Source organism: Phycicoccus jejuensis (assembly GCF_000720925.1).
Lineage (GTDB): Bacteria > Actinomycetota > Actinomycetes > Actinomycetales > Dermatophilaceae > Phycicoccus > Phycicoccus jejuensis.
The window spans coordinates 128,189-148,842 of the sequence record NZ_JOEE01000008.1 but is presented as its reverse complement, the minus strand read 5'-3'; the positions used below and the strand labels follow the sequence as shown (position 1 = coordinate 148,842).

At 73.4% G+C, this 20,654-nt stretch carries 24 protein-coding genes; 5 read left to right on the top strand and 19 right to left on the bottom strand.

Going from position 1 to position 20,654, the window contains the following annotated elements:
• Nucleotides 1-39: 39 nt before the first annotated feature.
• The 3 genes from IG69_RS0115480 to IG69_RS0115470 all read right to left on the bottom strand — a co-directional run bounded on the left by IG69_RS0115480 (nucleotide 40) and on the right by IG69_RS0115470 (nucleotide 1,900).
• Nucleotides 40-378: a MarR family winged helix-turn-helix transcriptional regulator gene (locus IG69_RS0115480; protein ID WP_211251023.1), complete on the bottom strand. Its 339-nt coding sequence runs from the start codon at nucleotides 376-378 to the stop codon at nucleotides 40-42.
• Between the two features lie 95 nt (nucleotides 379-473).
• Nucleotides 474-854, bottom strand: coding sequence for a hypothetical protein (locus IG69_RS0115475; protein WP_030529077.1), 381 nt, complete (start codon nucleotides 852-854; stop codon nucleotides 474-476).
• A gap of 104 nt (nucleotides 855-958) precedes the next feature.
• The gene (locus IG69_RS0115470; RefSeq protein ID WP_030529076.1) at nucleotides 959-1,900 is read right to left on the bottom strand and encodes a GlxA family transcriptional regulator; all 942 of its coding nucleotides are present in this window, start codon (nucleotides 1,898-1,900) and stop codon (nucleotides 959-961) included.
• Nucleotides 1,901-2,008: 108 nt separating this feature from the next.
• Between IG69_RS0115470 and IG69_RS0115465 the strand changes: the two genes are divergently transcribed.
• Entirely contained in the window at nucleotides 2,009-2,320 is a 312-nt protein-coding gene (locus tag IG69_RS0115465; protein ID WP_003941073.1) for a putative quinol monooxygenase, read from the top strand.
• Nucleotides 2,321-2,392: 72 nt separating this feature from the next.
• Nucleotides 2,393-2,659, top strand: a complete 267-nt coding sequence (locus IG69_RS0115460; protein WP_030529075.1) for an ANTAR domain-containing protein — start codon at nucleotides 2,393-2,395, stop codon at nucleotides 2,657-2,659.
• A 26-nt stretch (nucleotides 2,660-2,685) separates the two neighbouring features.
• Here the strand turns inward: IG69_RS0115460 and IG69_RS22220 are convergent, their stop codons facing one another.
• From IG69_RS22220 to IG69_RS0115440, 4 genes are all read right to left on the bottom strand, one after another.
• Nucleotides 2,686-2,862 carry a hypothetical protein gene (locus IG69_RS22220; RefSeq protein WP_157577652.1) on the bottom strand — a complete coding sequence of 59 codons (177 nt, stop codon included), beginning with the start codon at nucleotides 2,860-2,862 and terminating at the stop codon, nucleotides 2,686-2,688.
• Nucleotides 2,863-2,905: 43 nt separating this feature from the next.
• Nucleotides 2,906-3,787 (bottom strand): MBL fold metallo-hydrolase, encoded by an 882-nt coding sequence (locus tag IG69_RS0115450; RefSeq protein ID WP_084696855.1) that lies wholly within the window; start codon nucleotides 3,785-3,787, stop codon nucleotides 2,906-2,908.
• Entirely contained in the window at nucleotides 3,784-4,266 is a 483-nt protein-coding gene (locus tag IG69_RS0115445) for a DUF4383 domain-containing protein (RefSeq protein ID WP_051750627.1), read from the bottom strand. Before IG69_RS0115445 ends, IG69_RS0115450 begins: the two co-directional genes overlap by 4 nt.
• Nucleotides 4,267-4,407: 141 nt before the next feature.
• Nucleotides 4,408-6,855: an ATP-binding protein gene (locus tag IG69_RS0115440; protein WP_051750626.1), complete on the bottom strand. Its 2,448-nt coding sequence runs from the start codon at nucleotides 6,853-6,855 to the stop codon at nucleotides 4,408-4,410.
• A gap of 140 nt (nucleotides 6,856-6,995) precedes the next feature.
• Here IG69_RS0115440 and IG69_RS0115435 point away from each other — a divergent pair, with 140 nt between their 5' ends.
• A complete protein-coding gene (locus tag IG69_RS0115435) occupies nucleotides 6,996-9,188 on the top strand; it encodes a catalase (RefSeq protein WP_030529071.1) in 2,193 nt (730 codons plus the stop codon).
• Between the two features lie 70 nt (nucleotides 9,189-9,258).
• Here the strand turns inward: IG69_RS0115435 and IG69_RS0115430 are convergent, their stop codons facing one another.
• From IG69_RS0115430 to IG69_RS0115380, 11 genes are all read right to left on the bottom strand, one after another.
• Nucleotides 9,259-9,837 carry a DUF3618 domain-containing protein gene (locus IG69_RS0115430; protein ID WP_030529070.1) on the bottom strand — a complete coding sequence of 193 codons (579 nt, stop codon included), beginning with the start codon at nucleotides 9,835-9,837 and terminating at the stop codon, nucleotides 9,259-9,261.
• A complete protein-coding gene (locus IG69_RS0115425; protein ID WP_051750625.1) occupies nucleotides 9,834-10,247 on the bottom strand; it encodes a phage holin family protein in 414 nt (137 codons plus the stop codon). Before IG69_RS0115425 ends, IG69_RS0115430 begins: the two co-directional genes overlap by 4 nt.
• The gene (locus tag IG69_RS20400; RefSeq protein WP_051750624.1) at nucleotides 10,244-10,972 is read right to left on the bottom strand and encodes a hypothetical protein; all 729 of its coding nucleotides are present in this window, start codon (nucleotides 10,970-10,972) and stop codon (nucleotides 10,244-10,246) included. Before IG69_RS20400 ends, IG69_RS0115425 begins: the two co-directional genes overlap by 4 nt.
• A gap of 127 nt (nucleotides 10,973-11,099) precedes the next feature.
• On the bottom strand, nucleotides 11,100-11,567 hold the full coding sequence (locus IG69_RS0115415) for a DUF4383 domain-containing protein (protein ID WP_051750623.1): 468 nt from the start codon (nucleotides 11,565-11,567) through the stop codon (nucleotides 11,100-11,102).
• An 11-nt stretch (nucleotides 11,568-11,578) separates the two neighbouring features.
• The gene (locus IG69_RS0115410; RefSeq protein ID WP_030529066.1) at nucleotides 11,579-12,427 is read right to left on the bottom strand and encodes an SDR family oxidoreductase; all 849 of its coding nucleotides are present in this window, start codon (nucleotides 12,425-12,427) and stop codon (nucleotides 11,579-11,581) included.
• A gap of 128 nt (nucleotides 12,428-12,555) precedes the next feature.
• A complete protein-coding gene (locus IG69_RS0115405) occupies nucleotides 12,556-12,774 on the bottom strand; it encodes a hypothetical protein (protein ID WP_157577650.1) in 219 nt (72 codons plus the stop codon).
• 65 nt (nucleotides 12,775-12,839) lie between these two features.
• The gene (locus tag IG69_RS0115400) at nucleotides 12,840-13,802 is read right to left on the bottom strand and encodes a carbohydrate ABC transporter permease (protein ID WP_245616169.1); all 963 of its coding nucleotides are present in this window, start codon (nucleotides 13,800-13,802) and stop codon (nucleotides 12,840-12,842) included.
• Entirely contained in the window at nucleotides 13,799-14,704 is a 906-nt protein-coding gene (locus tag IG69_RS0115395) for a carbohydrate ABC transporter permease (protein WP_030529063.1), read from the bottom strand. Before IG69_RS0115395 ends, IG69_RS0115400 begins: the two co-directional genes overlap by 4 nt.
• Nucleotides 14,701-16,080: an ABC transporter substrate-binding protein gene (locus tag IG69_RS0115390; RefSeq protein ID WP_030529062.1), complete on the bottom strand. Its 1,380-nt coding sequence runs from the start codon at nucleotides 16,078-16,080 to the stop codon at nucleotides 14,701-14,703. The genes IG69_RS0115395 and IG69_RS0115390 overlap by 4 nt, the downstream gene beginning before the upstream one ends.
• A gap of 139 nt (nucleotides 16,081-16,219) precedes the next feature.
• Nucleotides 16,220-16,768, bottom strand: coding sequence for a sigma-70 family RNA polymerase sigma factor (locus tag IG69_RS22215; RefSeq protein WP_030529061.1), 549 nt, complete (start codon nucleotides 16,766-16,768; stop codon nucleotides 16,220-16,222).
• Between the two features lie 162 nt (nucleotides 16,769-16,930).
• Nucleotides 16,931-17,419, bottom strand: coding sequence for a hypothetical protein (locus tag IG69_RS0115380; protein ID WP_030529060.1), 489 nt, complete (start codon nucleotides 17,417-17,419; stop codon nucleotides 16,931-16,933).
• 150 nt (nucleotides 17,420-17,569) lie between these two features.
• Here IG69_RS0115380 and IG69_RS0115375 point away from each other — a divergent pair, with 150 nt between their 5' ends.
• Both IG69_RS0115375 and IG69_RS0115370 read left to right on the top strand, forming a co-directional pair.
• A complete protein-coding gene (locus tag IG69_RS0115375) occupies nucleotides 17,570-18,580 on the top strand; it encodes an SDR family NAD(P)-dependent oxidoreductase (RefSeq protein WP_036830335.1) in 1,011 nt (336 codons plus the stop codon).
• Between the two features lie 132 nt (nucleotides 18,581-18,712).
• On the top strand, nucleotides 18,713-18,937 hold the full coding sequence (locus IG69_RS0115370; protein WP_030529058.1) for a cytochrome c oxidase assembly protein: 225 nt from the start codon (nucleotides 18,713-18,715) through the stop codon (nucleotides 18,935-18,937).
• Here IG69_RS0115370 and IG69_RS0115365 read toward each other — a convergent pair.
• Nucleotides 18,891-20,654 (bottom strand): selenocysteine-specific translation elongation factor, encoded by a 1,764-nt coding sequence (locus tag IG69_RS0115365; protein ID WP_030529057.1) that lies wholly within the window; start codon nucleotides 20,652-20,654, stop codon nucleotides 18,891-18,893. The genes IG69_RS0115370 and IG69_RS0115365 overlap by 47 nt on opposite strands.

Sequence of the window (20,654 nt, the reverse complement as noted above, 5' to 3'; positions counted from 1 at the left end):
GGCGGCGTCCCTCGAGGCTGAGTGGGGCGTTGGCGTGGCTCATTCGTCCATCGCGTAGGAACGCTCGATCAGGTCGGTCATCGCCTGCTGGAAGTCATGGCGCTTCTGGTCGCTCCAGTCTTCGGTCAGCCGAAGGAAGATGTCTTCCTGCCAGCGGTGCGCCTGGTCCAGCATCGACCGGCCCGCAGACGTGAGTGATGCTTCGCGTCGTCGGCCATCGGTCGCGGACGCTGCCATGACGAGATACCCGGCTGCCGTGGCACTCTTGATCAACCGTGACGCGCCGCTCTGGTCGATCCCGACCTCCTGTGCGATTGCGTTCACCGTTGCCGAGGTCGCGCGCTGACTCAGCGCATGGACAGCCTCGCAAACGAGCACGAGTCGCCCCTGCTCACCGCCCGCGTCCGCTGCGACAGACCGACGTGACCAGTGCCTGACGAAATGGAACAGGACCTGTCCCGGGCCGGGGTCTATCACTCCGTTGCCGCCATCTCGCGGCAGATGTAGGCCAGCTCGAGAGCGGCCTTCAGGTCCGGCAGCCTGAGCGCAGCCGTGACCTTCCCGCCCGAAGCGCGGAAGACCGTCGCCACCCGCATGGATTCCGTGCTCTCGGGCCAGGTCGCGTCCTCCTCGACCACCATCAGTCGCTCGCTGACAGGGTGCCAGGACCGAGGTATCAACTTGATCCCCGAGCGCTCCACCCACTCGGCGAACTGCGCAGGCGTGATCGGACCCGCGCCCTTCGGGCCAAGCACGACGACCGGATCGCCGACCGCCCGCGCAGATCGCTGCAGCTCGCCGGCATTGACACTGGCGTGCCACTCGTTGATCGCTTCTTCAAGGTTGGGCTCCATAGCCAAAACTCTATGCGATTCGCATACATCTACGCTTGAGCGGGTGCGACATCAACCTCCTGCCCCGCAACAACCAGGACACCGGCTACAGGCCTGGCGATAGGTCAGGAACGGCGTCGCTCCCTACGCAGGAGGGAGCGCAGAGTCTCGGCGTTCGCGTAGCCGACCCGTAGCGCGATCTCGGCGGAGGTAAGGTCCGTGGTTGCTGAGAGGTGCCGAGCTCGTTCGATGCGAAGCCGTTGGACGAAGCCGAGCGGAGTGAGGTTGAGCGCCGCACGGACTCGTCGTTCGAGGGTGCGCCGGCTGGTGCCGAGCGACTGCGCGACGAAGGCGACGTTGAACGGTTCGTCCAGGCGGGCGCGCACGAAGCGTTCGAACTCGACGACGATCGGGTCCTCGTGCCGGAGATGTTCGTAGGCGACGAAGGCCGCCTGCGACGGACGCTCGTCGATGATGAGGAGCTTGGCGACATGTTGGGCCAGGTCGGGGCTGATCGATCGCACGAGTGAGAGCGCGAGGTCGATGTGGGCGAACGCGGCGCCGGCGGTGACGAGGTTCCCGTCGACCACGACCATGGTGTCGAGATCGAGGGCGACGGTCGGATAGCGCTTCAGGAACTCCGGCCCCAGGAACCAGCTGGTCGTCGCCCGCCGACGATGCATCCGTCCGGTCTCGGCGACAGCGAACACGCCGGTGCACGCCGCGGCGATCCGGGTGGTCGCGTCGTCGAGGCGCCCGAGCGAGGCGATAACCGAACGAGCATCTCGGCTCTGGAGGGCGTCGTTGGTAGCGGCGGCCGTGAGGGTTCCAAGCGCAGGGACGACGACCACGTCGAACTCTGCGGACTCCGACAGTGGGTGGTCCACCGACAGGGTCATCGATGCCGTCGTGGTCACTCTCCGTTTCGGTCCGAGGATGGCGAGTTCGATCGGGTCGATCCGCGGGTCGACATCGCCGCGGGCTCCGTCGGCCACCCGCACGATGTCGATGACCGACGCGACAGCCGAACCGAAGCAGCCGTCGATCGCGATCAGTCCGATACGCATGGCGCGAACAATAGCAATACTGCCGTATACGCCACTTCTCACATGCCCTTGGTCGTCATACGCTGAACTCGCTTCACCAAGAAACCTCGACGCCTAGGAGAACCCCTCATGTCCACACCCGCATCACTTCCGTATGCCTTCGTCGCCAAGATCGTCGCGGCCGATGGACAGCACGACGCGCTCGCCGATCTGCTCGCCGGCGCTGTCGCGCTCGCCAACGAGGAAGTAGGAACGATTGTCTGGTTCGCGGTCAGGACCCACGCCGACACCTTCTGGATCTTCGATGCATTCCCCGACGAGGCCGCTCGCGACGCCCACGCCAACGGCGCCATCGTCGCAGCCCTGATGGCCAACCAGCACCTCCTCGGCGCAGCACCCGAGATCCTGGCGGCCGACGTCCTCGCGTCCAAGCTCCCGTAGTCCGCCAACGCACGAGACGTTCGCGCCCCGCCGAGCCGTCGCCAGGTCGCGACGCAACGCCACGCGGACGTGGTGCGCGGGTCGGCCCTGGCCGCACTCGTCATCGAGTCGCACGTGCGTCGGGCCGACAACACCAACCTGCGCGCGGCGCTCGAGAGCAGCCGGACCATCGGGATGGCGGTCGGCATCCTCATGACCACTTTCCGCGCCGACCGGGAGACCGCCTTCGCGCTCCTGCGGTCCACGAGCATGACGCTCAACGCCACGCTGCGCGACGTGGCCGGCGAGGTCGCGGACACCGGAGCGCTGCCCGTCCCGCGGCCGTCGCGCCGGCCCTGACACCGCCGCCGACGGGACGGCGGCGCTCAGCCGGACGTGAAGCCCGCCCCGCGCAGGAGCGGCGAGTCCTCCAAGGGGTCGGTCCACCCGGGTGGGGGTGGAGGGTCCCGCAGCAGCGGGCCCCCGTCGCGGTCCACGTCCGCGTCGTCCACCCGGGGCGGGTCGCCGGACTCCTGCGTGCCGTCGTCCTCACCGGTGCCCATCGTGCGCCTCCTGACGACCGGGGCTCACCGGCCGGAAGGGGTCCTACCCCGCCCCCGGCGGACCAACCCCGCCGGCGGTGCCGTCCTCGGGTGGAGTCATGAGGTGCTCACGGCCGCGGTCGACGACGACCACGCGGTCGCTCAAGCCGGCGGCCGTCGCGGCCTCGAGGAAGTCGTCGAGGGATGAGGTGAAGACGTCGTAGTCCTCGTGGTGCACGGGGACGACCTGTCGCGGGTCGACCATCCGCATCGCCTCGACACCCTGGTCGGCGTCCATCGTCACGAGCACCCCGAGGACGCGCGTGCCGCCGAGATGGAAGAGTGCGACGTCGATGTCGGGGTGCCGCAGCGGGACCTCCCGCAGGTCGTCGATCGCGAGGGTGTCACCGGTGACGTAGAGGCGGCGCCCACGACCGTCCGCCTCCCACTCGAGGACGCTGCCCATGACGTCGGGCAGGACGAGCCCGGCGCCGGGCGGGCCGTGCCGCCCGGGGGTCGAGGTGATCCGCACGCGGCTGTCGCCACGCGTGACGACGACCGCGTCCCAGGTGTCGAGCCCGAGCGCCGCGTGGAAGCCGAGCTCGTGCAGCGCCGAGGCCGACTCCGGGGTGGTGACGACCGGCAGGTCGTGGTCGAGCCGGGCCTGTGCCACCTGGTCGAAGTGGTCGCCGTGGAGGTGCGAGAGGAGGACCAGGTCGATCGGCGGCAGGTCGTCGATGTCCATCGCCGGGTCCAGGAGCCGTCGGGTGCTCAGCCCGTGACCGAGGTCGACCGACTCGTGCCGGTGCACGAAGGTCGGGTCGGTGAGGACGGTGAGACCCCCCACGTGGAGGAGCGTCGTGGCGTTGCCGACGACGACCAGCCCGTCGGGCCGCCCCTCCCCGGGATCCGTTCCCGGGAGGGGCAGCTCGAGGACCCTGCTCATGCGCGGGCACGCTCCCCGTCGGCCGGCGCACGGCGCGTCGTGGCAATCCCGAGGGCGACGAGCACGACCCCGAGGGCGAGGTGCAGCCAGTCGTCGGCGGTGTCGAGGGGCACGAAGTTCGCCTGCGAGGTCTCGTCCACCACGAGGCCGTAGAGCCAGAGCACGAGGTAGACGACCCCGCCGCCGACGAGGTAGGTGCGCGCGGCGCCCGCCGTCCGGGACATGAGCAGACCGGCGACGCCGAAGAGCAGGTGGACGACGTTGTGCAGGACCGAGACCTGGAAGATGCCGAGGAGCATCGCGTGCGACTGGTGGCCCGCGACCTCCAGCTGGTCGTAGTCGGTCGTGATGCCCGGCACGAAGCCGAGGATGCCGACGACGAGGAAGACGACGCCGAAGACCTGCGCGGCGCGGCGGGCGGGGTGCACGCCGGGTCGGTGGGTGTCGGCGCGCTCGGACCTGTGGGGTGACGTGGACATGGGTCCCTCCTTGGAGTAGGTGCTGGCTGGTCTCTACCCCTGCGTCTCAACCTCATTCGTAGACGACCGGGCCGTTGCGCGGGGCGGGGAGGCGCGTCGAACAGTGGACTGGGTGGTGCGTACGTCGCTGAGGACGGGGTATCAGCCCGGGAGCACGCCGGTGTGCACGACCTCCTCGGCGATGTCGCGCAGCTTGCGGTTGGTCGACGTGCTGCGCCGGCGCAGCATCTCGAAGGCCCGCTCGCTCGGGACCCGGTGGCGCGCCATGAGCACCCCGACGGCCATCCCGATGCTGCGGTTGGTGCGCAGCGCGACCTCGAGGTTCTCGGCCCGGGTCTCGGCCTCGTCGACGAGCCTGTTGCGCCGCCGGGCGAGCTCGTGGTGCGTGCGCAGCCGTGCGAGGAGCTCGACGGGGTCGAAGGGCTTCGCGACGTGGTCGTCGGCGCCGGCGGCCAGCCCCTCCGCCGCCTCCCGTGCCCCGGAGCGCGCCGTGAGCAGGACGATCGGCACCGTGCTCCAGCGTCTTTCGGCCCGCAGCACGCGGACGAGGTCGAGCCCACTCGGGCCGGGGAGCATGACGTCGCAGAGCAGGAGGTCCGGGACGACCGGGACGGCGAGCGCGGCCGGGACGTCGGGGACGGCGACCACCCGCCACCCGTCCCCCTCGAGCATCCGCCGGAGGTAGCCGCTCACGTCGTCGTGGTCCTCGACGAGGACGAGGAGCGGGCGGTCGTCGGGCATTCCCTCGTCGACGGCGACCGGCTCGCGACGACCGGCGGTCACCGCCCCGTCGAGCAGCCCGGCGACGAGAGAGGAGTCGCTGACGACGGGTGCGGGCGTGCCGCCACCGCCAGGGTCGCCGACCGGCACCCGGACGCGGGCGAGCGTGCCTCCTCCCGCGCCCGGCTCCAGCGTCAGGGAGCCGCCGTGCGCCCGGACGAGGTCCCGCGCGTGGGCCAGCCCGATGCCCGTCCCCGTGTGGCCGCGGACCGGACGACCGGGGCCGCGGCTGAACCGCTCGAGCACGGCGTCGACCTCGTCGGGCGCGATGCCCCGGCCGGTGTCGGCGACCTCGAGGACGACGTCATCGCCCTCCCGCCGCAGGGCCACGCAGATGCTGCCGTCCGCGGTGAAGCGGTAGGCGTTGGACAGCAGGTTGGCGACGACGGTGCTCCAGGAGTCGGGGTGGGCGAGGGCCACGACGTCCTCGACGTCGGCGTCGAGCACGAGGCCCGCCGCCTCGACGGCGCTGCGGAACATGGCCACCACGTCCCGGGTCAGCCCACCCAGGTCGACCGCCGCACGCTCGACCTCGAGCCGACCCGCCTCGGCCCGGGCGACGTCGAGCAGGGCCCCGACGAGGCGGTCGAGGCGGACCGCGGCCCGCTCCACGGCGTCGAGGTGCTGCTGCGCCTCGTCCGCCGCCAGGTCGAGACCGCGCAGCTCGCGCGCGGCCGCGAGCACGACGGTGAGCGGGGTGCGGAACTCGTGGCTGACGTTGGCGACGACGGCGCTCTTCGCGGCGTCGAGCTCGGCGTAGGCCGCCACCCGGGCCCGCTCGGCCGCCGCCCCGCGGACGTCGCCGAGGAGGGTGGAGATCTGATGCGCGAGGAGGGTCACGAAGCGCTCGTACTCCTCGTCGACGGAGCGGTACGGCGTGAGGCCGAGGGTCAGCACACCCTCGAGGGGACCCTCCGCCGTCCCGAGCGGGACGTGCACCAGACCGGTCGGGCGGTGGCCGGCCAGCGGAGGGGGCTCGACGACGAGGTCCCCCGGGCCGATCCCGACGTGCTGCGCCGAGCGGGTCCGTCCCGACACGGCGAGCGCGTGCGCCCCGGCCTCCTCGACGCGGGCGGGGACGACCTCACCCCCGTCCACGACACCGGTGCTCGCCGCCCGGACGAGGGCGCCGTCGCCGTCGGGCAGGTGCAGGGCCGCGAAGGGTACGGCCCGACGGTCGGCGGCGAGGAGCTCGACGACCCGCGTGGCCGCCTCCTGCGCCGAGCCGACCGCGAGGCTCGGCAGGGCCGCCAGCTCGCGGACGACGGCCGAGCGGTAGCCCTCGACGACGACGGGCGTCACCTCGGTCGTCGCGACGAAGACCCCGAGGACCTCCCCGTCGGCCGCCCGCACCGGGCTGAAGGAGTAGCGCCAGTACGTCTCCTCGACGAAGCCGTGGCGCTGGAGGAGCAGCAGGAGCGCCTCCTCGTGGTCCGGTACGCCCTTCTCGACGACCCGCCGCACGCGGGGTCCGAGCTCCGGCCAGGCCTCGGGCCAGCACTGCGCGGCCGGCTGGCCCATCGAGCGGGGGTGCTTGACGCCGCAGACCGGACGGTAGGCGTCGTTGTAGACCTGGACGAGGTCCTCGCCCCACCACAGGAGCATCGGGATGCTCGCGGGGAGGACCGTTCGGATCGCCGCGGCGAGCTCCGGTCGCCACGTCGAGGGATCGCCGAGCGAGGTCGCCGACCAGTCGGTCGAGCGGGCGAGGGCGGAGGTCTCGTCGCCGCCGGGGAACAGGGAGTCGAGCAAGGCCCGGGGGCTCTCGCGCGGGTCGCGCGCGCGGGCCCGGGGGGACGGGTCGGTCATCGAGGTCCTGGCGTGTCGCACGGAGCGCCGGTCAGCCGTTGGTTGGACCTCCGGCACTCCGTCACTCACCCTAGACGAGCCCGCGGACACCCGTCGCCACGGTGACGCATGGCCCCGGGGCGCAGGGGTATCCGCGCCGCATGAGCGACACGACACCCGACCCGACCGCCACGGTCCCCGGAGCCCCGTCCTCGGAGCCGCCCACGCTGGAGGAGCCCACCGACCCCCGTCCCCCGCCGCCCCCGAAGCCGGAGCAGGGGACCCCCGAGCCCCGCACCCCGACGGGGGTGTCCCTCGAGGCGGACCCCACGGACTTCGCCCAGCAGGGCGAGTACCTGACCACGTCGACCGGCACCCGGCTGCGCGACACCGACCACTCGCTCAAGGCCGGCGAGCGGGGGCCGACGTTGCTGCAGGACCACCACTTCCGCGAGAAGATGACGCACTTCGACCACGAGCGCATCCCCGAGCGGGTGGTGCACGCCCGGGGCACGGGCGCGCACGGCGTCTTCCTCGGCTACGGCACCGCGGGCGACCTCTCCCGCGCGGCGTTCCTCGGCAAGGACGTCCTCACCCCCGTCTTCGTCCGGTTCTCGACCGTCCTCGGCTCCCGCGGCTCGGCGGACACCGTCCGTGACACGCGGGGGTTCGCGACGAAGTTCTACACCTCGGAGGGGGTCTTCGACCTCGTCGGCAACAACATCCCGGTCTTCTTCATCCAGGACGGCATCAAGTTCCCGGACGTCATCCACGCGGGCAAGCCGCACCCCGACCGCGAGATCCCGCAGGCCCAGTCGGCGCACGACACCTTCTGGGACTTCGTGTCGCTGCACACCGAGGCGCAGCACCACACGATGTGGAACATGTCCGACCGCGGCATCCCCCGCTCCTACCGGACGATGGAGGGCTTCGGCGTCCACACCTTCCGGCTCGTCGCCGCGGACGGCTCGAGCTCGCTCGCGAAGTTCCACTGGAAGCCGCGGCTGGGGGTGCACTCCCTCGTCTGGGAGGAGGCGCAGATGCTCGCCGGGTTCGACCCCGACTTCCACCGGCGCGACCTCTACGACGCCATCGAGGCCGGGGCGTTCCCCCAGTGGGAGCTCGGCGTCCAGGTCTTCCCCGACACCCCGGACCAGACCTTCGAGGGCATCGACCTGCTCGACCCCACCAAGCTGGTCCCCGAGGAGCTCGCCCCGGTGCAGCCGATCGGTGAGCTGACGCTCAACGCGACGCCGACGAACTTCTTCGCCGAGACCGAGCAGGTCGCCTTCCACCTCGGGCACCTCGTGCCGGGCATCGACGTCACCGACGACCCGCTGCTCCAGGCGCGGCTCTTCTCCTACGTCGACACCCAGCTGACGCGCCTCGGCGGCCCGAACTTCAACCAGCTGCCGGTCAACCGGACGCACGCCCCGGTCAACGACATGCTGCGCGACGGCATGCACCAGAGCGCGGTCCACGGCGGAGTGGCGCCGTACAAGCCCAACAGCCTCGACGGTGGCTGCCCGTTCACGGTCGGCGCCGGCGAGCCGGCCCTGCAGGACTTCCCGGCGGCCGTCGCGGCCGAGGCGACCAAGGTCCGTCGCAACCCGGCGTCCTTCGAGGACCACTTCAGCCAGACCCGGCAGTTCTGGGTCAGCATGAGCCCGGTCGAGCAGGACCACATCGTCGCCGCGTACGCCTTCGAGCTCGGCAAGTGCTGGGACTCCACGATCCGGACCAGGCAGCTGCTCGCGCTCGCACAGGTGGACGACGGGCTGGCCGCGCGGGTCGCCACCCGACTGGGGATGCCGGCGCCGGCGAGCGTCGACGTCCCCGAGGTGGAGCCGAGCCCGGCGCTCTCGCAGATCGGCCGCGAGTGGCCGGTCGAGGGGCGCCAGGTGGGGGTCGTCGTGTCGGCCGACACCGACCCCGCGGACGTGGAGGCGTTGACCACGGCGCTGCGCGAGGCGCTCGTCACGGTCCTCCTCGTCGCGCCGGTGGGCGGCCCGGTCTGGCCGGACCGGCCGGAGCAGGCACACCGCACACTCCACACGGCCCGGTCGGTGGAGCTCGACGCCGTCGTCCTCGCCGACGCCCCGCCGCCGCTCGGTGACGAGCCGGTCGTCGACGCGACCGTGCCCGCCGTCGACCCGCGGGTCACCACTCTCGTCAGCGAGGCGCTGCGGCACGCGAAGCCGGTGGCCGTCCTCGAGCCCTCGATCGCGGAGCGGCTCGGCGTCGACACCTCGGCGCCGGGGGTGCTGACCGGCGACCTCGACGGCCTCGCGGGCGACCTCGTCCGGGCGCTGTCGACGCACCGGGTCTGGGAGCGCCAGGGCCGCACGAGCTGACAGGGCTGGTCCCGGGACGGCGACGGGCCCACGGCCGCCGAAGCGGTCATGGGCCCGTGCCGGCGGTGGCTCAGCCGCCCGAGGAGGTCTGCTCCTTCGCCTCCTGTGTCACGTCCTGCGCCGCGGACGAGCCCTCGTCCTTGACGCGAGAGACGCTGTCGGACGCGGTGTCCCGCACCGACCGCACGGCCTCCTGGGCGCTCTCCTGCAGGCCGCCGGCGGTCTCCCCGGCGACCGACTTCACCTCGTCCACGAGGGGCTGCGCCTTCTCGGCCGCGCTCGCCGCGAGGCGGCGCTCGGCCGCGCTCGGCGGCAGGAGAGAGCCGACGAGCCAGCCGGCGGCCAACGCGACCGCCCCGGCCGCGAGCGGGTTGCCGCGGGCGGTCTCGCGCACCTGACCGGGCACCTCGCGGACCGCGTCGGTCGCTCCGTGCGCGGTGTCGCCGCCGGCGCCCGCGACGTCGTGGGCCGTGCCCATAACGCGGTCGCGGAGCCCGGCGGCGCGGGAGCCCGCCCGCTGGGTCGTCCGGCGCGCGACGCTCGACGGGCGGACGCTTTCGGCGAGGACGTCGACGTCCTCCGTCAGCCGCCCGCGCGTGCGGTCGATCTCGCGGCGGATCTCGTCGGGGTCCTGCTGGGTCGGGGTCATGACTGTCCTCTCAGGGCGTCGGGGATCTCGGTGGTGGTGTCGACGGTGCGCGGGGCGACGGGGGTGGCCCGGCGCAGGCGGTTGCGGCCGAGGACGGCGGTGACGGCGGCGACGAGCGCCCAGACGAGGGCGACGACGAGCGCCGACCAGTCCCGGCCCATCCACTGGCCGAGCCCCCACCAGGCCGCGACCGACAGGAAGACGAGCACGAGGTGCCCGGCCACCGCGGTGACGGCGAGCATCGAGGCCCCCGCCTTGGCGTGGTCGGCGCTCTGGCGCAGCTCGGCCTTGGCGAGGTCGACCTCCTGCCGCACGAGCGTCGAGAGGTCGGAGGTGACCTCGCCGAGGATCTCGCCGACGGACCGCAGCGACGGCTCGGGCAGGTCGGGCCGGGTGCTCCGCTCGGTCATCGTCCGCTCCGGCCGAGGTCGCCCGGCCCCTCGAGGAGGCCGTCGTCGCCGATCGGCGTCGGGCGTCCGTCGGGGTCGATGGGCTGCGTCTGGCGGTGGACGCCCCGCAGCTCGTCGTCAGGGAGCGTGGCGCCTCCGGCGTCACCCGTGCCGTCGGGCGACCCTGCGCGCGCACCGGACCCGCTGCCCGTCGCGCTCGAGCCGCCGGCTCCGTCCGTCGTGGCGGAGCCGCCGCCGGAGGTGTTCGAGGAACCGCTCGGCTCACCGGCGGCCATGCCGCGGCTCATCCGCCCCGCGAGCACGCCGAGCCCGGCGGCGACCGCGAGGAAGGTCCCCGGGCGGCGCTGCGCGAAACGGCGGGTCTCGTCGAGCAGGGCTCCGGGGTCGCGGTCCTCGAGCCATCCGGCCGCGGTCCCGGCCCGCCGGGCGACGTCGTCGACGAGGTCCCGGGCCGGGCCTCCGTCCTCGGCGTCGCGGGCCATGGCCCCGAGCTGGTCGGCGAGAGCTCGCAGCCCCTCGGCCGCGCGCTGCTGCTGGGTCCCGGCCTGGTCGGTGAGGTCGGAGCGGGCCTGGTCCCACAGCTGTCGGGCCTGGTCCTTGGTCTCGTGGGCGACGTTGCGCGCCTCGTCGGCCGCGGTGCCCGCGACGTCGGCGGTCGCCTGCTTCGCGTGCTCCCCCGTGGCCTGGACGCCCTCGGCGTCCGTCCGGTTCGTCTGGGTGGTCATCTGCGCCCGTCCTCTCCCGCCGTCGACCCTCGACGGCGTGGCCGGGGCGTACCCGGTGGTGGGAGCCGGAAACGTTCTGCCGGAACGGATGCGCACTCCACGTCCGACGATGTGCGCAGCCAGGAGGTCATCCGTCCTCGGCCGTCACCGGGCGCGGACGCAGCAGGACGAGGGCGACGAGGACCATCCCGAGCAGGAGGTGCAGCACGCCGCCGACGTCGTCGACCGGCACGACGTTGGCCGCGGAGGACGGCTCGACGACGAGGCCGTGCACCCACAGTCCGAGGAACACCGCACCGGCCGTCAGCAGGAACGCCCCGGCCGCACGCGCCGACCGGGCGGCCCACACCCCCGCCACCCCGAGCCCCAGGTGCACGAGGTTGTGCACCACCGAGACCTGGAGGATCCCGAGGAGGTGCGCCCCGGACGCGTGGCCGGCGGGGGCGAGCTCGCCGAGCCCGGAGGTGATGCCCGGCAGGAACCCGGCGACGCCGAGCGCAGCGAGCCCGAGGCCGACGAGGCCGGCAGCCCGCCGACGCGCGAGACCGACGGCGTCGACGGGGGCAGGCCGGTGTGGCGGGTGGTGCGTCGGCACGGCCGGTCCGGTCAGAAGACCGGCTTGCCGCCCGTCACACCGAGCACCGTCCCGGACACGTAGCTCGCCTCGTCCGAGGCGAGGAAGACGAAGGCCGCGGCCACCTCGACCGGCTGGCCGACCCGCCCGAGCGGTGTCTGCGTCCCGAAGCCCTCGACCTTGTCGGCGGGCATCGTCGCCGGGATGAGCGGGGTCCAGATCGGTCCGGGGGCGACTGCGTTGACGCGGATCCCCCGCGGGCCGAGCTCCTGGGCGAGGTTGACGACGAGGTTGGTCAGCGCCGCCTTCGTCGCCGCGTAGTCGAGGAGGTGCTCGGCCGGCTGGTAGGCCTGGACCGAGGTCGTGACGACCACCGACCCCTGCGACTCCTCGAGGTCGCGTGCCAGCTCGCGGACCAGCCAGAAGGTCGCGAAGACGTTCGTCGCGAAGGTCCGCTCGACCTGCTCGGGCGGGAAGTCCTCGAGACCGTCGTGCGTCATCTGGAAGGCCGCGTTGCTCACGAGCACGTCGAGCCCGCCGAGCTCGGCGCGCACCCGGTCGACGACCTCGACGACCGCTCCGTGGGTGCGCAGGTCGGCCTCGACCGCGACGGCCCGGCCGCCGGCGGCCTCGACGGCGGCGACCGTCTCGCGGGCGTCCTCGGCCTCCTCCGGCAGGTGGGTGACGACGAGCGTCGCACCCTCGTGGGCGAACGTGACGGCGACCGCCCGACCGATGCCGGAGTCGCCACCGGTCACGAGGACCCGCTTGCCGACGAGGCGGTCACGGCCCACCCACGACGTCTCACCGTGGTCCGGCTGCGGGTCGAGCGCGGCGGTCGTGCCGGGCCACTGCTGCTCCTGGGCGGGGATCTCGGTCATCGGGGTGCTCCTCGGTCTCGGGGCACCGCCGGGTCCGGCGGCACCTCCAGCCCGTACCCGCCGCCGGCGGCGTCACACCCGGGCCGGACGCGCCCGCCCCGCCGCGGGCGGTCCGGGCCCGGGTGGCCTCAGACGAGGATCTCGAGCGGCTCACGCGTCACGAGCTGTTCCCAGGGTCGGGCGCCGGCCGAGGCGGCGACCACCTCCCGCAGACGGACGCGGACCGACGAGGGCAACGAGGCCGGCCTGGGGAGGAGGGTTGCCTCGCAACGGCACTCGCGCATCGAGTCGGCCCAGTAGAGCGAGGGTGAGGCGCGCGGGACCAAGGGCACCTCGGCACGGAGCATCCCCACGAGGCGACCGCACCGGCGGCACGAGGCGGCCCCCACGTCACTGAGCCGGGCGGCGGCGCTCATCCCTGCCTCGCCGTCGTCGCGATGCCGTCGAGGACGAAGCGTTGCGTGAACGCGAAGACGACGATCATCGGGACCGTCGCGACGAGGGTTGCGGCCATGGCGATCTCGCAGTGGTACTCGCCAGACAGGGCGACGGTGTCGACGATCTGCTTCAGTCCCCGGGGCATCGTGAAGTACTCCGGGGTCTGGAGGTAGATCAGGGGTTTCATGAGGTCCGACCAGCTGGCCCGGAGCTCGAAGACGAACACGATGACGAGCGCCGGCCGGGCGAGCGGCAGCGCGATGCGGCGGAACATCGTCAGGTGGCTGGCGCCGTCGACGCGGGCGGCCTCGAACAGCTCCCGCGGGATGCCGAGGAAGAACTGCCGCAGCAGGAAGATGTAGAACGCCGACCCGAAGAGGTTCTGGGCCCACAGCGGCACCTGCGTATTGACGAGACCGGCCTGGTTCCAGATGAGGTAGGTCGGGATCATCGTCACGGCACCGGGCAGCATCATCGTCGCGAGGACGAGGCCGAACAGCGGCCCGCGCCAACGGAACCGGAAGTAGGCGAACCCGAAGGCGACGAATGCGCTCGAGAGCGTGACGGCCGTCGCGGCCATCAGCCCGACCGTCGCCGAGTTGAACACCCAGCGCAGCACCGGGCCGGCCTGCCAGACCTCGACGAAGTTCGACCACTGCACCGTCTCCGGCAGCAGCGAGTTGTCGAACACCTGCGACTTGGGCTTGAGCGACGCGGAGACCAGCCACGCGAGCGGGTAGACGAACAGGGCCGTCGCGCCGAGCAGCACGACGAGGTAGGCGGCCTGCGCCAGCCGGCGGCGCACCGTCGTCGGACCGGCAGCGGGCTTGCGCCGCAGCGGGACCGGTTCGGGGACGGGCCCTGCCGGGGTCGGCTCCGTGTCGGCGACCGGCAGCCGGGCGAGGTCAGGACGGGCGTCCGAGGTGGGCGTGGTCACGAGCGGCTCCCCTCGTAGTGGACGAAGCGGTTGCCGATGCGCACCTGGACGACCGTGACGACGAGGATGATGACGAACAGAAGCCACGCGAGGGCCGACGCGTAGCCCATCCGGAAGTACTGGAACGCGTTCTGGAACAGGTAGACCATGTAGACGAGCGAGGAGTCGGACGCGCTGGCCTTCTGCTGCGGGCCGTAGAACATCGTGTACGCCTGGTCGAACATCTGCAGCGCCGCGATGGTGTGCGTGACGACCCCGAAGAAGATGGCCCCCGAGATCATCGGCACGGTGACGTGCCAGAAGCGCCGCACCGGGCCGGCACCGTCGAGCATCGCCGCCTCGTGGAGAGCGACCGGCACGTTCTTGAGCGCCGCGAGGTAGATGACGACGCTGCCGCCGACCGCCCACAGGCTGACGACGGCGAGCGAGGGCTTCATCCACGTCGGGTCCGTCGTCCAGCTCGGGCCCTGCACCCCGAACCAGCCGAGGACCTCGTTGAGCAGTCCGCGCTGGCCGTTGAGGAGGAGCAGGAACATCGCCCCCGCGGCCACGGCCGGCGTCATGACCGGCAGGTAGAACGCGGTGCGGAAGAAGCCCGCCGCGCGGCCGACCCGGTGGAGAAGCAGCGCGAGCCCGAGCGCCACGACCGTCGCGGCAGGAACGTAGAGCAGCGCGTAGACGACCGTGTTGGTCAGGGCGGTCCGCACCCGCGGGTCCTCGGCCAGCTCGCGGTAGTTCGCCAGCCCCACCCCGTGGGCGGTGTCGACGATCGAGTAGTCGGTGAACGAGAGCACGAGGCTCGCGACCATCGGCCCGGCGGTGAAGAGCAGGAACCCGACGACCCACGGCGAGATGAACCCGAAGGCGGCCCGGGTCTCCTGCCGCTGCAGCCGCCCGCTCATCGCGCGGCCTTCTCGTACGCGGACTCGGCCTCCCCCTGCGCCTGCTGGAGGGCCTGCGCGGCCGGTATGCCCTCGAGCGCGCGAGAGACCGCGCTCTGCCAGGCGGCGTCGATCTCGGCGCCGGCCGGCGAGGGGTTGACCGCGGTGGCCTTGTCGAGGACCGAGTAGTAGTTGTCGATGGCGTGCGCGAAGCCGGGGTCGGGTGCCTGCGTGAGGTACTGCTCGCGGATCTGCTCGTCGGCCTCGGTGTTGGCCGTGAACAGCCCGGTGAAGAACGACTTGTCCTTCTCCACGGTCTGCATGCGGGCCTCGGCGGCCTTCATCCAGGTGTCCGTCGAGGTCATCGTCTTGGCCCACTGGCACGCCGCGACCGGGTTCTTCGCGCCCTTCGGGATCACCCACGCCGAACCGCCGAGCATGCTGACCGGCTGCCCCTGGCGGTCCGTGATGATCTCGGACTCCAGCTCCAGGCCCCTCGGGATGGAGTCGCGCAGCACGTTGACGTACCAGTTCTCCATCGGGAAGGCGGTGATGGTGCCCAGCGTCAGCGGGTTGTCGGCACCGAAGATGTCGAAGCTGTCGCGGAAGGACTTGAACTTCGTCCAGCCGCCCTGGGCCTCGACCAGCCCGACGGTGTACTCGAGCGCCTCGACGGCCTTGGGGTCGTCGAGGTGCGGGGCGCCGTCCTCGCCGACGATGTCGACCCCGTTGATCTTGGCCCACAGCGGGAAGGAGTCGGGCAGCTTGGGGTCGAACCCGATGCGCTGGATGTTCGACCCGTCGGCGCGGTAGAGCTTCGTCGCGGTCGCGGCGAGGGCATCCCAGTCGCGGGTCTGGATCTGCGACGGGTCGACGCCCTCGGCCTCCAACGTCTTCGCGTCGACGAGGTCGGTCTGGACGATGGAGAACTCGGGGATGCCGTAGGGGTGCCCGTCGTAGGTGACCGAGCGCATGGCGGCCGGCCGGTACTGCGAGGCGTCGATGCCCTGTCCGGCGATGCAGTCGTCCAGCGGCTGGATCGCGCCCTTGGCGGCGTAGGAGCCGATGAGCGTGCGGTCCATCGAGACGACGTCGGGCGGGTTGCCGCTCGCGAGCGCCGTGAGGAACTGCTGGGCGTCGAAGCCGCCGGGGTTGACGGTGACGTCGACGTCGGGGTTCGCCGTCTTGAAAGCCTGGACGCGGGACTGGCCCACCTCGTCCTCGCCGCCAAAGCCCATCGTCGTCATCGAGCCGGTGGCGCGTCCCGCCCAGGAGGACTGCGCGTCGTCCTTGGAGGACACCACCTCGTCCCGCCCCCGGTTGCCACCCACGCCGGCGCACCCGGCCAGAGCCACCACGGGGACCACCACGAGCCACCGTCGCCACGTCGTCGCCATCACTCGACCTCCTCGTCTCCGGACCGGCTCCGTGCCGGTGGGCGGCGATCAGGTACCCGGGGCAACAATGGAGAAACGCTTCTCCCCGGAGAAGTGCTCCTCCGCCGGCTCCCCCGCTGCGCGCAGGCGGTGACGACCCTCAGGCGGCGACCACGTCCAGGCTCCCCCGCAGCTGGCGCAGGATGCGCGACAGGATCCGCGAGACCTGCATCTGGCTGACCCCGAGCATCGACCCGATCTCGGACTGCGTCAGCTCCTCCACGAAGCGCAGCCGCACCACCCGGCGGTCCCGCTCCCCCAAGGAGTCCAGGGCCAGCCGCAGGTCGGTGTGCAGCTCGAAGCGGTGGTAGAAGTCCCCGACGCCGGCGAGGCGGTCGCCCTCGGTCCCGCCGGCCAGCACCGGCGCGTCCAGCGATGCCGGGCGGAAACCGCTGCTGCACAGCCGTGCGTAGCGGTCCACGGCGGCGACGAGAGCCGTCCGGGCGACCTGCTCGAGGTCGTCCCGCTCGATGCCCCGCCCGGAGTAGCGATGAGCCAGACCGTCGGCCAAGGGCAGCATCTCCTCGACGACCTGGGCGCGCAGCCGTCGCTGCTCAGCAGGATCCGTCGTGACGGAGACGCGGTCGAGGAGGCCTTCGACGACTTGGTCGCGCTCGCCGGTGACAGTGGAACGAAGGGTCTTGGACATGGCTGTCCTCCATCAGGGAGAAGGAGGGCGCACTGTCTGACCCGTTACGCGGCCGGGTCTGGACCGATACCTCGACGGTGCCACGGATGGGTCCCGCACGGGGGTTTGGTGACGCGAAGTTCTCGCGCGGTCGTGACCGACCGCTCAGGACGGAAGCCGGGCTCACTCGCGGACCACCGCCCGGGCGTCGCGCAGCATGTGGCCGAACCCTGTGCCGGGGGGCACCTCCTCGTCGAGCACGGCGAGGTCGTCACACCCGAGCAGCAGCTGCGCCGCCCGGTCGAGGTCCCCCGCCTCGTGCGTCGTCACGAAGCGTGGCAGGACCTCCCGCTCCGACCTCGTCTCGTGGTGCACCATCCCCGCCGCGAGGAGCCCGAGCTGCACCACGAAGGACGGGCAGTCCGTGCCCAGGTCGTCGAGGCGCTCCGCCCCCTCGACGATCTCGTGCTCCTCGGCGGCGTCCCCGGCCCCGGCCACCCCGTCGGCCGCGAGGGCGACGCGCTCCGCGGCCAGGTGGACCGCGAGGTGGCGCAGAAGCCGGTGGAGCGCCGCGTCCCGGGCCCCCGGTGCTGCGCGCGCCACGTCAGCGACCATCTCGCGCAGCCGCCGGTGCTGGGTGACGACCACGCCGACGAGCGCCGTGTGCGACATGCCTGTTCCTTCCGGGGGTGACGACCAAGGGGCAGCCCTGCCGCCCACCCCCTGGTCGCACGGACCACTACCCCGATGCTCCACCGGCATGCCTGACACGGGGATTCCCGAGACCGGTGTGGCGACATCCGAACCGGGTAGCGCACGGGCATGGACACCACCTCACGGCCGGGACGGACGGGCACCGACGGGAGCGCCGGGGTCGCCCTCGTGGCCGGCGCCTCGCGCGGGCTCGGGCTCGAGATCTCGCGGGTGCTGCTGGAGCGGGGATGGGTCGTGCACGCCACCGGCCGCGACCCGGCCGCGCTGCAGCGTGCGCTCGACCTGCTCGACGCCCCGCCCGGACGCCACCACGTGCACGTCGCCGACTCGCGCGACCCCGCCGCCGTCGACGAGGTGGTCACCACCGTCCTCGAGCAGCACGGCCGGGTCGACGCCGCCGTCCACGTCGCCGGCGTCATCGGGGTGGGCGCGGTCGAGTCGGTGACGCTCGGTCACGTCCACGAGGCCGTCGACACGATGCTCTGGGGTCCGGTGCACCTCGCCCTCGCCGTCCTGCCCTCGATGCGCAGCCGCCGCGAGGGTCGCATCGGGATCGTGTCGTCGGTCGGCGGCCTCGTCGCGGTCCCCCGCCTGGTCCCGTACTCGGTCGCCAAGTTCGGGGCCGTCGGGCTCGCCGAGGGCCTCGCGGCCGAGCTCTCGGGCACCGGGGTCACGGTCACCTCGGTGACCCCCTGGCTGATGCGCACCGGCGGACACGTGCACGCCCGCTTCACGGGTGACGCCGCCGCCGACGACGCGTGGTTCGCGCCGGGCGCGACGTGGCCCGGGGTCAGCCTGCCGGTCGAGCGGGCCGCCCGGCGCATCGTCGACGGCGTGCTCGCGGGGCGGCCGGTCGTCAGCGTCTCGCCGTGGGTGGCCCTCGCCCGCCGGGTGCACGGCCTCGCCCCGGCGACGACGGTCCGGGCCCTCGGGCTGGCCGCCCGCCTCCTGCCGGGTGAGGCTCCCGTCCGGGACTGGCGGCGCACGGACGCACCGGCCGCCGAGGGGCACGCGGTCGCCGCCCGCTCCCGGTGGCTGCGCGCCCTCGCCGCCCCCGGCCGCCGGTCCGCCCACCGCCAGAACCAGACCGGCTCGCGTGGCGGCGCCACGGACCGGTAGTGCCGCCGGCCTGGCCAATCGTTCGCGCACCCACGTCGGTCTCCTCATGCTGCGGCTCGGTCACGGCTTCTCGCCGGAACTGCGGCGCCACCTCGGGGGTGGCCCAGCCTCGACGGTGCAACACCGCCCTCGGTGCCGCGCCGCCTCGTGGTGCTCGCGGTCGCGGTCGCGGCCCACGCCGTCCTCGCCCAGCTGCTCTACGCGGGGTGGCTCGTCGACGTGCCCGGCCCGGCCGCGGACCGGATGGCGGGAGCCCAGCTCATGTACTGGTTCGGCGACCTCGCCGAGGTGGCCCTGGCCCTCGCCGTGCTCAGCCGCTGGCGTCCCGACCCGCGGCCGGCCCCCGTGGCGGCCTGACCCGACGCGTGTCGTCGGCCAGGCGCACCGTCATCCCGGCGGCGTCGAGGTGGGCCAGCAGCGGCAGCACGACCCGACGGGTGGTGCCGAGGGCCACGCGGGCCTGCGCCACGGTGAAGGGCTGCTCCAGCTCGCCGAGCCGGCGGGTGGCCTCCGCCGTCGCCCCGGGGAGGAGGACCACCCCGCGCCCGGCCCGTTCGAGGTGCCCCGCGCGCACCAAGGCGTCGAGCCGCGCCCCGACCAGGCCCAGCTCGCGCAACCGCTCCGCCGTCGGGGCCCCGAACGGCGCCTCGTCGAGGTCGGCCGCGAGGGCGGCGAGCGCCGCTGCGTCCTCCGGTGTCGTACGGCCCTGCTCGTCGAGCACGACCCGTCCGCCCGTCAGCCGGAGAGGCGGTTCCAGCAGGGCCTCCACGAGGAGGGCGTCCCCGAGACCCGCGGCCCGTGCGGCGGCGGCCGGCGCCAGCCCGCCCGCGCCGGCCGCACGCACCGCGGCCAACACGTCCTCCCGCAGGACCTGTGCACGGTGCGGCGCCACCACGACCTCCCCCGCGACGATGCTGCCCTCGGGCACCGGTCCCCCGACACCGAGCCGCCGCAGCAGCCCCCACGTGACCGCGCCACGCCGCTCGACCTCGTCGGCCACGGTGCCGCGCACCGTGGAGAGCTCGCCGGCCCGGGCCGCCGCGGCGCCGCGGCCCCGCAGCGGCGGGGGCGCCGGGTCGAGCACCTCGACCCCCCAGACCCGGCGGTCGCCGGGGTCGCGCAGGACGGCCCGGTCGCCGACCCGCAGGGGCAGCGGGCGGGTCGGCCGCAGGCGCACGACATCACCGGCCAGCGGTCGCACCCGCACCTCGACGTGGTCGGTCCCGACGTGGAGCACCGGTTGCCGCGGTGGGCGGTCGCCGGGTCGCACGCGGACGTCGACCTCGACCGGGGCGAGCACCGAGCCGGGGGCGACGAGCTGCGCCCCCCGGCGCACGCCCGCCGGGGCCCGGCCCCCGAGGTCGAGCGCGACCCGCGCGGGCGCCGACACCTGGGCCCGCGGTGTGCCCAACGCCTCCACACCGCGGACTCGCACGGGCTCGCCGTCCGCCTCGAGCACGTCACCGGGCCGCACCGTGCCGGCGGCGAGCGTGCCGGTGACGACGAGCCCGGTGCCGCGCACGCGGAAGCGCCGGTCGACCCAGAGCCGCACGTCGGCGGCCGGGTCGGGGCGCGGAACGGCCGCCAGCACGCCGACGAGCGCGTCGCGCAGGGCGTCCAGCCCCTGCCCGGTCCGGCCACTCACGACGACGTCCGGGGCGTCCCGCAGTGACGTCCGGGCGACCTCCGCCCGCGCCCGGGCCAGCGCAGGCGCCGGGTCCACGAGGTCGGCCCGCGTCACCACGAGCACCCCGTGCCGCACGTCGAGGGCGTCGAGGGCGGCGAGGTGCTCGGCCGCCTGCGGCATCCACGGGTCGTCGGCCGCCACGACGAGCAGGGCGACCCGCAGGGCCCCCAGCCCGGCCAGCGTCGTCCCGAGAAACCTCTCGTGGCCCGGCACGTCGACGAAGGCGACCTCACCGACCCCCGGCAGGTCGGTCCAGCAGTAGCCGAGCTCGATGGACAGCCCGCGGCGCGCCTCCTCGGCGAGGCGGTCGGGGTCCTGGCCGGTGAGGGCCCGCACGAGGGTCGACTTGCCGTGGTCGACGTGCCCGGCGGTGGCGACGACGTGCAC

What these genes read in the sequence shown, in the direction of transcription:
- IG69_RS22220 (WP_157577652.1), bottom strand. Translation starts at nt 2,862, where the DNA reads ATGGGCACCGGTGAGGACGACGGCACGCAGGAGTCCGGCGACCCGCCC.
- IG69_RS0115475 (WP_030529077.1), bottom strand. Translation starts at nt 854, where the DNA reads ATGGAGCCCAACCTTGAAGAAGCGATCAACGAGTGGCACGCCAGTGTC.
- IG69_RS0115470 (WP_030529076.1), bottom strand. Translation starts at nt 1,900, where the DNA reads ATGCGTATCGGACTGATCGCGATCGACGGCTGCTTCGGTTCGGCTGTC.
- IG69_RS0115395 (WP_030529063.1), bottom strand. Translation starts at nt 14,704, where the DNA reads ATGAGCGGGCGGCTGCAGCGGCAGGAGACCCGGGCCGCCTTCGGGTTC.
- IG69_RS0115440 (WP_051750626.1), bottom strand. Translation starts at nt 6,855, where the DNA reads ATGACCGACCCGTCCCCCCGGGCCCGCGCGCGCGACCCGCGCGAGAGC.
- IG69_RS0115450 (WP_084696855.1), bottom strand. Translation starts at nt 3,787, where the DNA reads ATGAGCAGGGTCCTCGAGCTGCCCCTCCCGGGAACGGATCCCGGGGAG.
- IG69_RS0115380 (WP_030529060.1), bottom strand. Translation starts at nt 17,419, where the DNA reads ATGTCGCACACGGCGCTCGTCGGCGTGGTCGTCACCCAGCACCGGCGG.
- IG69_RS0115405 (WP_157577650.1), bottom strand. Translation starts at nt 12,774, where the DNA reads ATGCTCCGTGCCGAGGTGCCCTTGGTCCCGCGCGCCTCACCCTCGCTC.
- IG69_RS20400 (WP_051750624.1), bottom strand. Translation starts at nt 10,972, where the DNA reads ATGACCACCCAGACGAACCGGACGGACGCCGAGGGCGTCCAGGCCACG.
- IG69_RS0115375 (WP_036830335.1), top strand. Translation starts at nt 17,570, where the DNA reads ATGGACACCACCTCACGGCCGGGACGGACGGGCACCGACGGGAGCGCC.
- IG69_RS0115445 (WP_051750627.1), bottom strand. Translation starts at nt 4,266, where the DNA reads ATGTCCACGTCACCCCACAGGTCCGAGCGCGCCGACACCCACCGACCC.
- IG69_RS0115435 (WP_030529071.1), top strand. Translation starts at nt 6,996, where the DNA reads ATGAGCGACACGACACCCGACCCGACCGCCACGGTCCCCGGAGCCCCG.
- IG69_RS0115465 (WP_003941073.1), top strand. Translation starts at nt 2,009, where the DNA reads ATGTCCACACCCGCATCACTTCCGTATGCCTTCGTCGCCAAGATCGTC.
- IG69_RS0115410 (WP_030529066.1), bottom strand. Translation starts at nt 12,427, where the DNA reads ATGACCGAGATCCCCGCCCAGGAGCAGCAGTGGCCCGGCACGACCGCC.
- IG69_RS0115390 (WP_030529062.1), bottom strand. Translation starts at nt 16,080, where the DNA reads ATGGCGACGACGTGGCGACGGTGGCTCGTGGTGGTCCCCGTGGTGGCT.
- IG69_RS0115425 (WP_051750625.1), bottom strand. Translation starts at nt 10,247, where the DNA reads ATGACCGAGCGGAGCACCCGGCCCGACCTGCCCGAGCCGTCGCTGCGG.
- IG69_RS22215 (WP_030529061.1), bottom strand. Translation starts at nt 16,768, where the DNA reads ATGTCCAAGACCCTTCGTTCCACTGTCACCGGCGAGCGCGACCAAGTC.
- IG69_RS0115430 (WP_030529070.1), bottom strand. Translation starts at nt 9,837, where the DNA reads ATGACCCCGACCCAGCAGGACCCCGACGAGATCCGCCGCGAGATCGAC.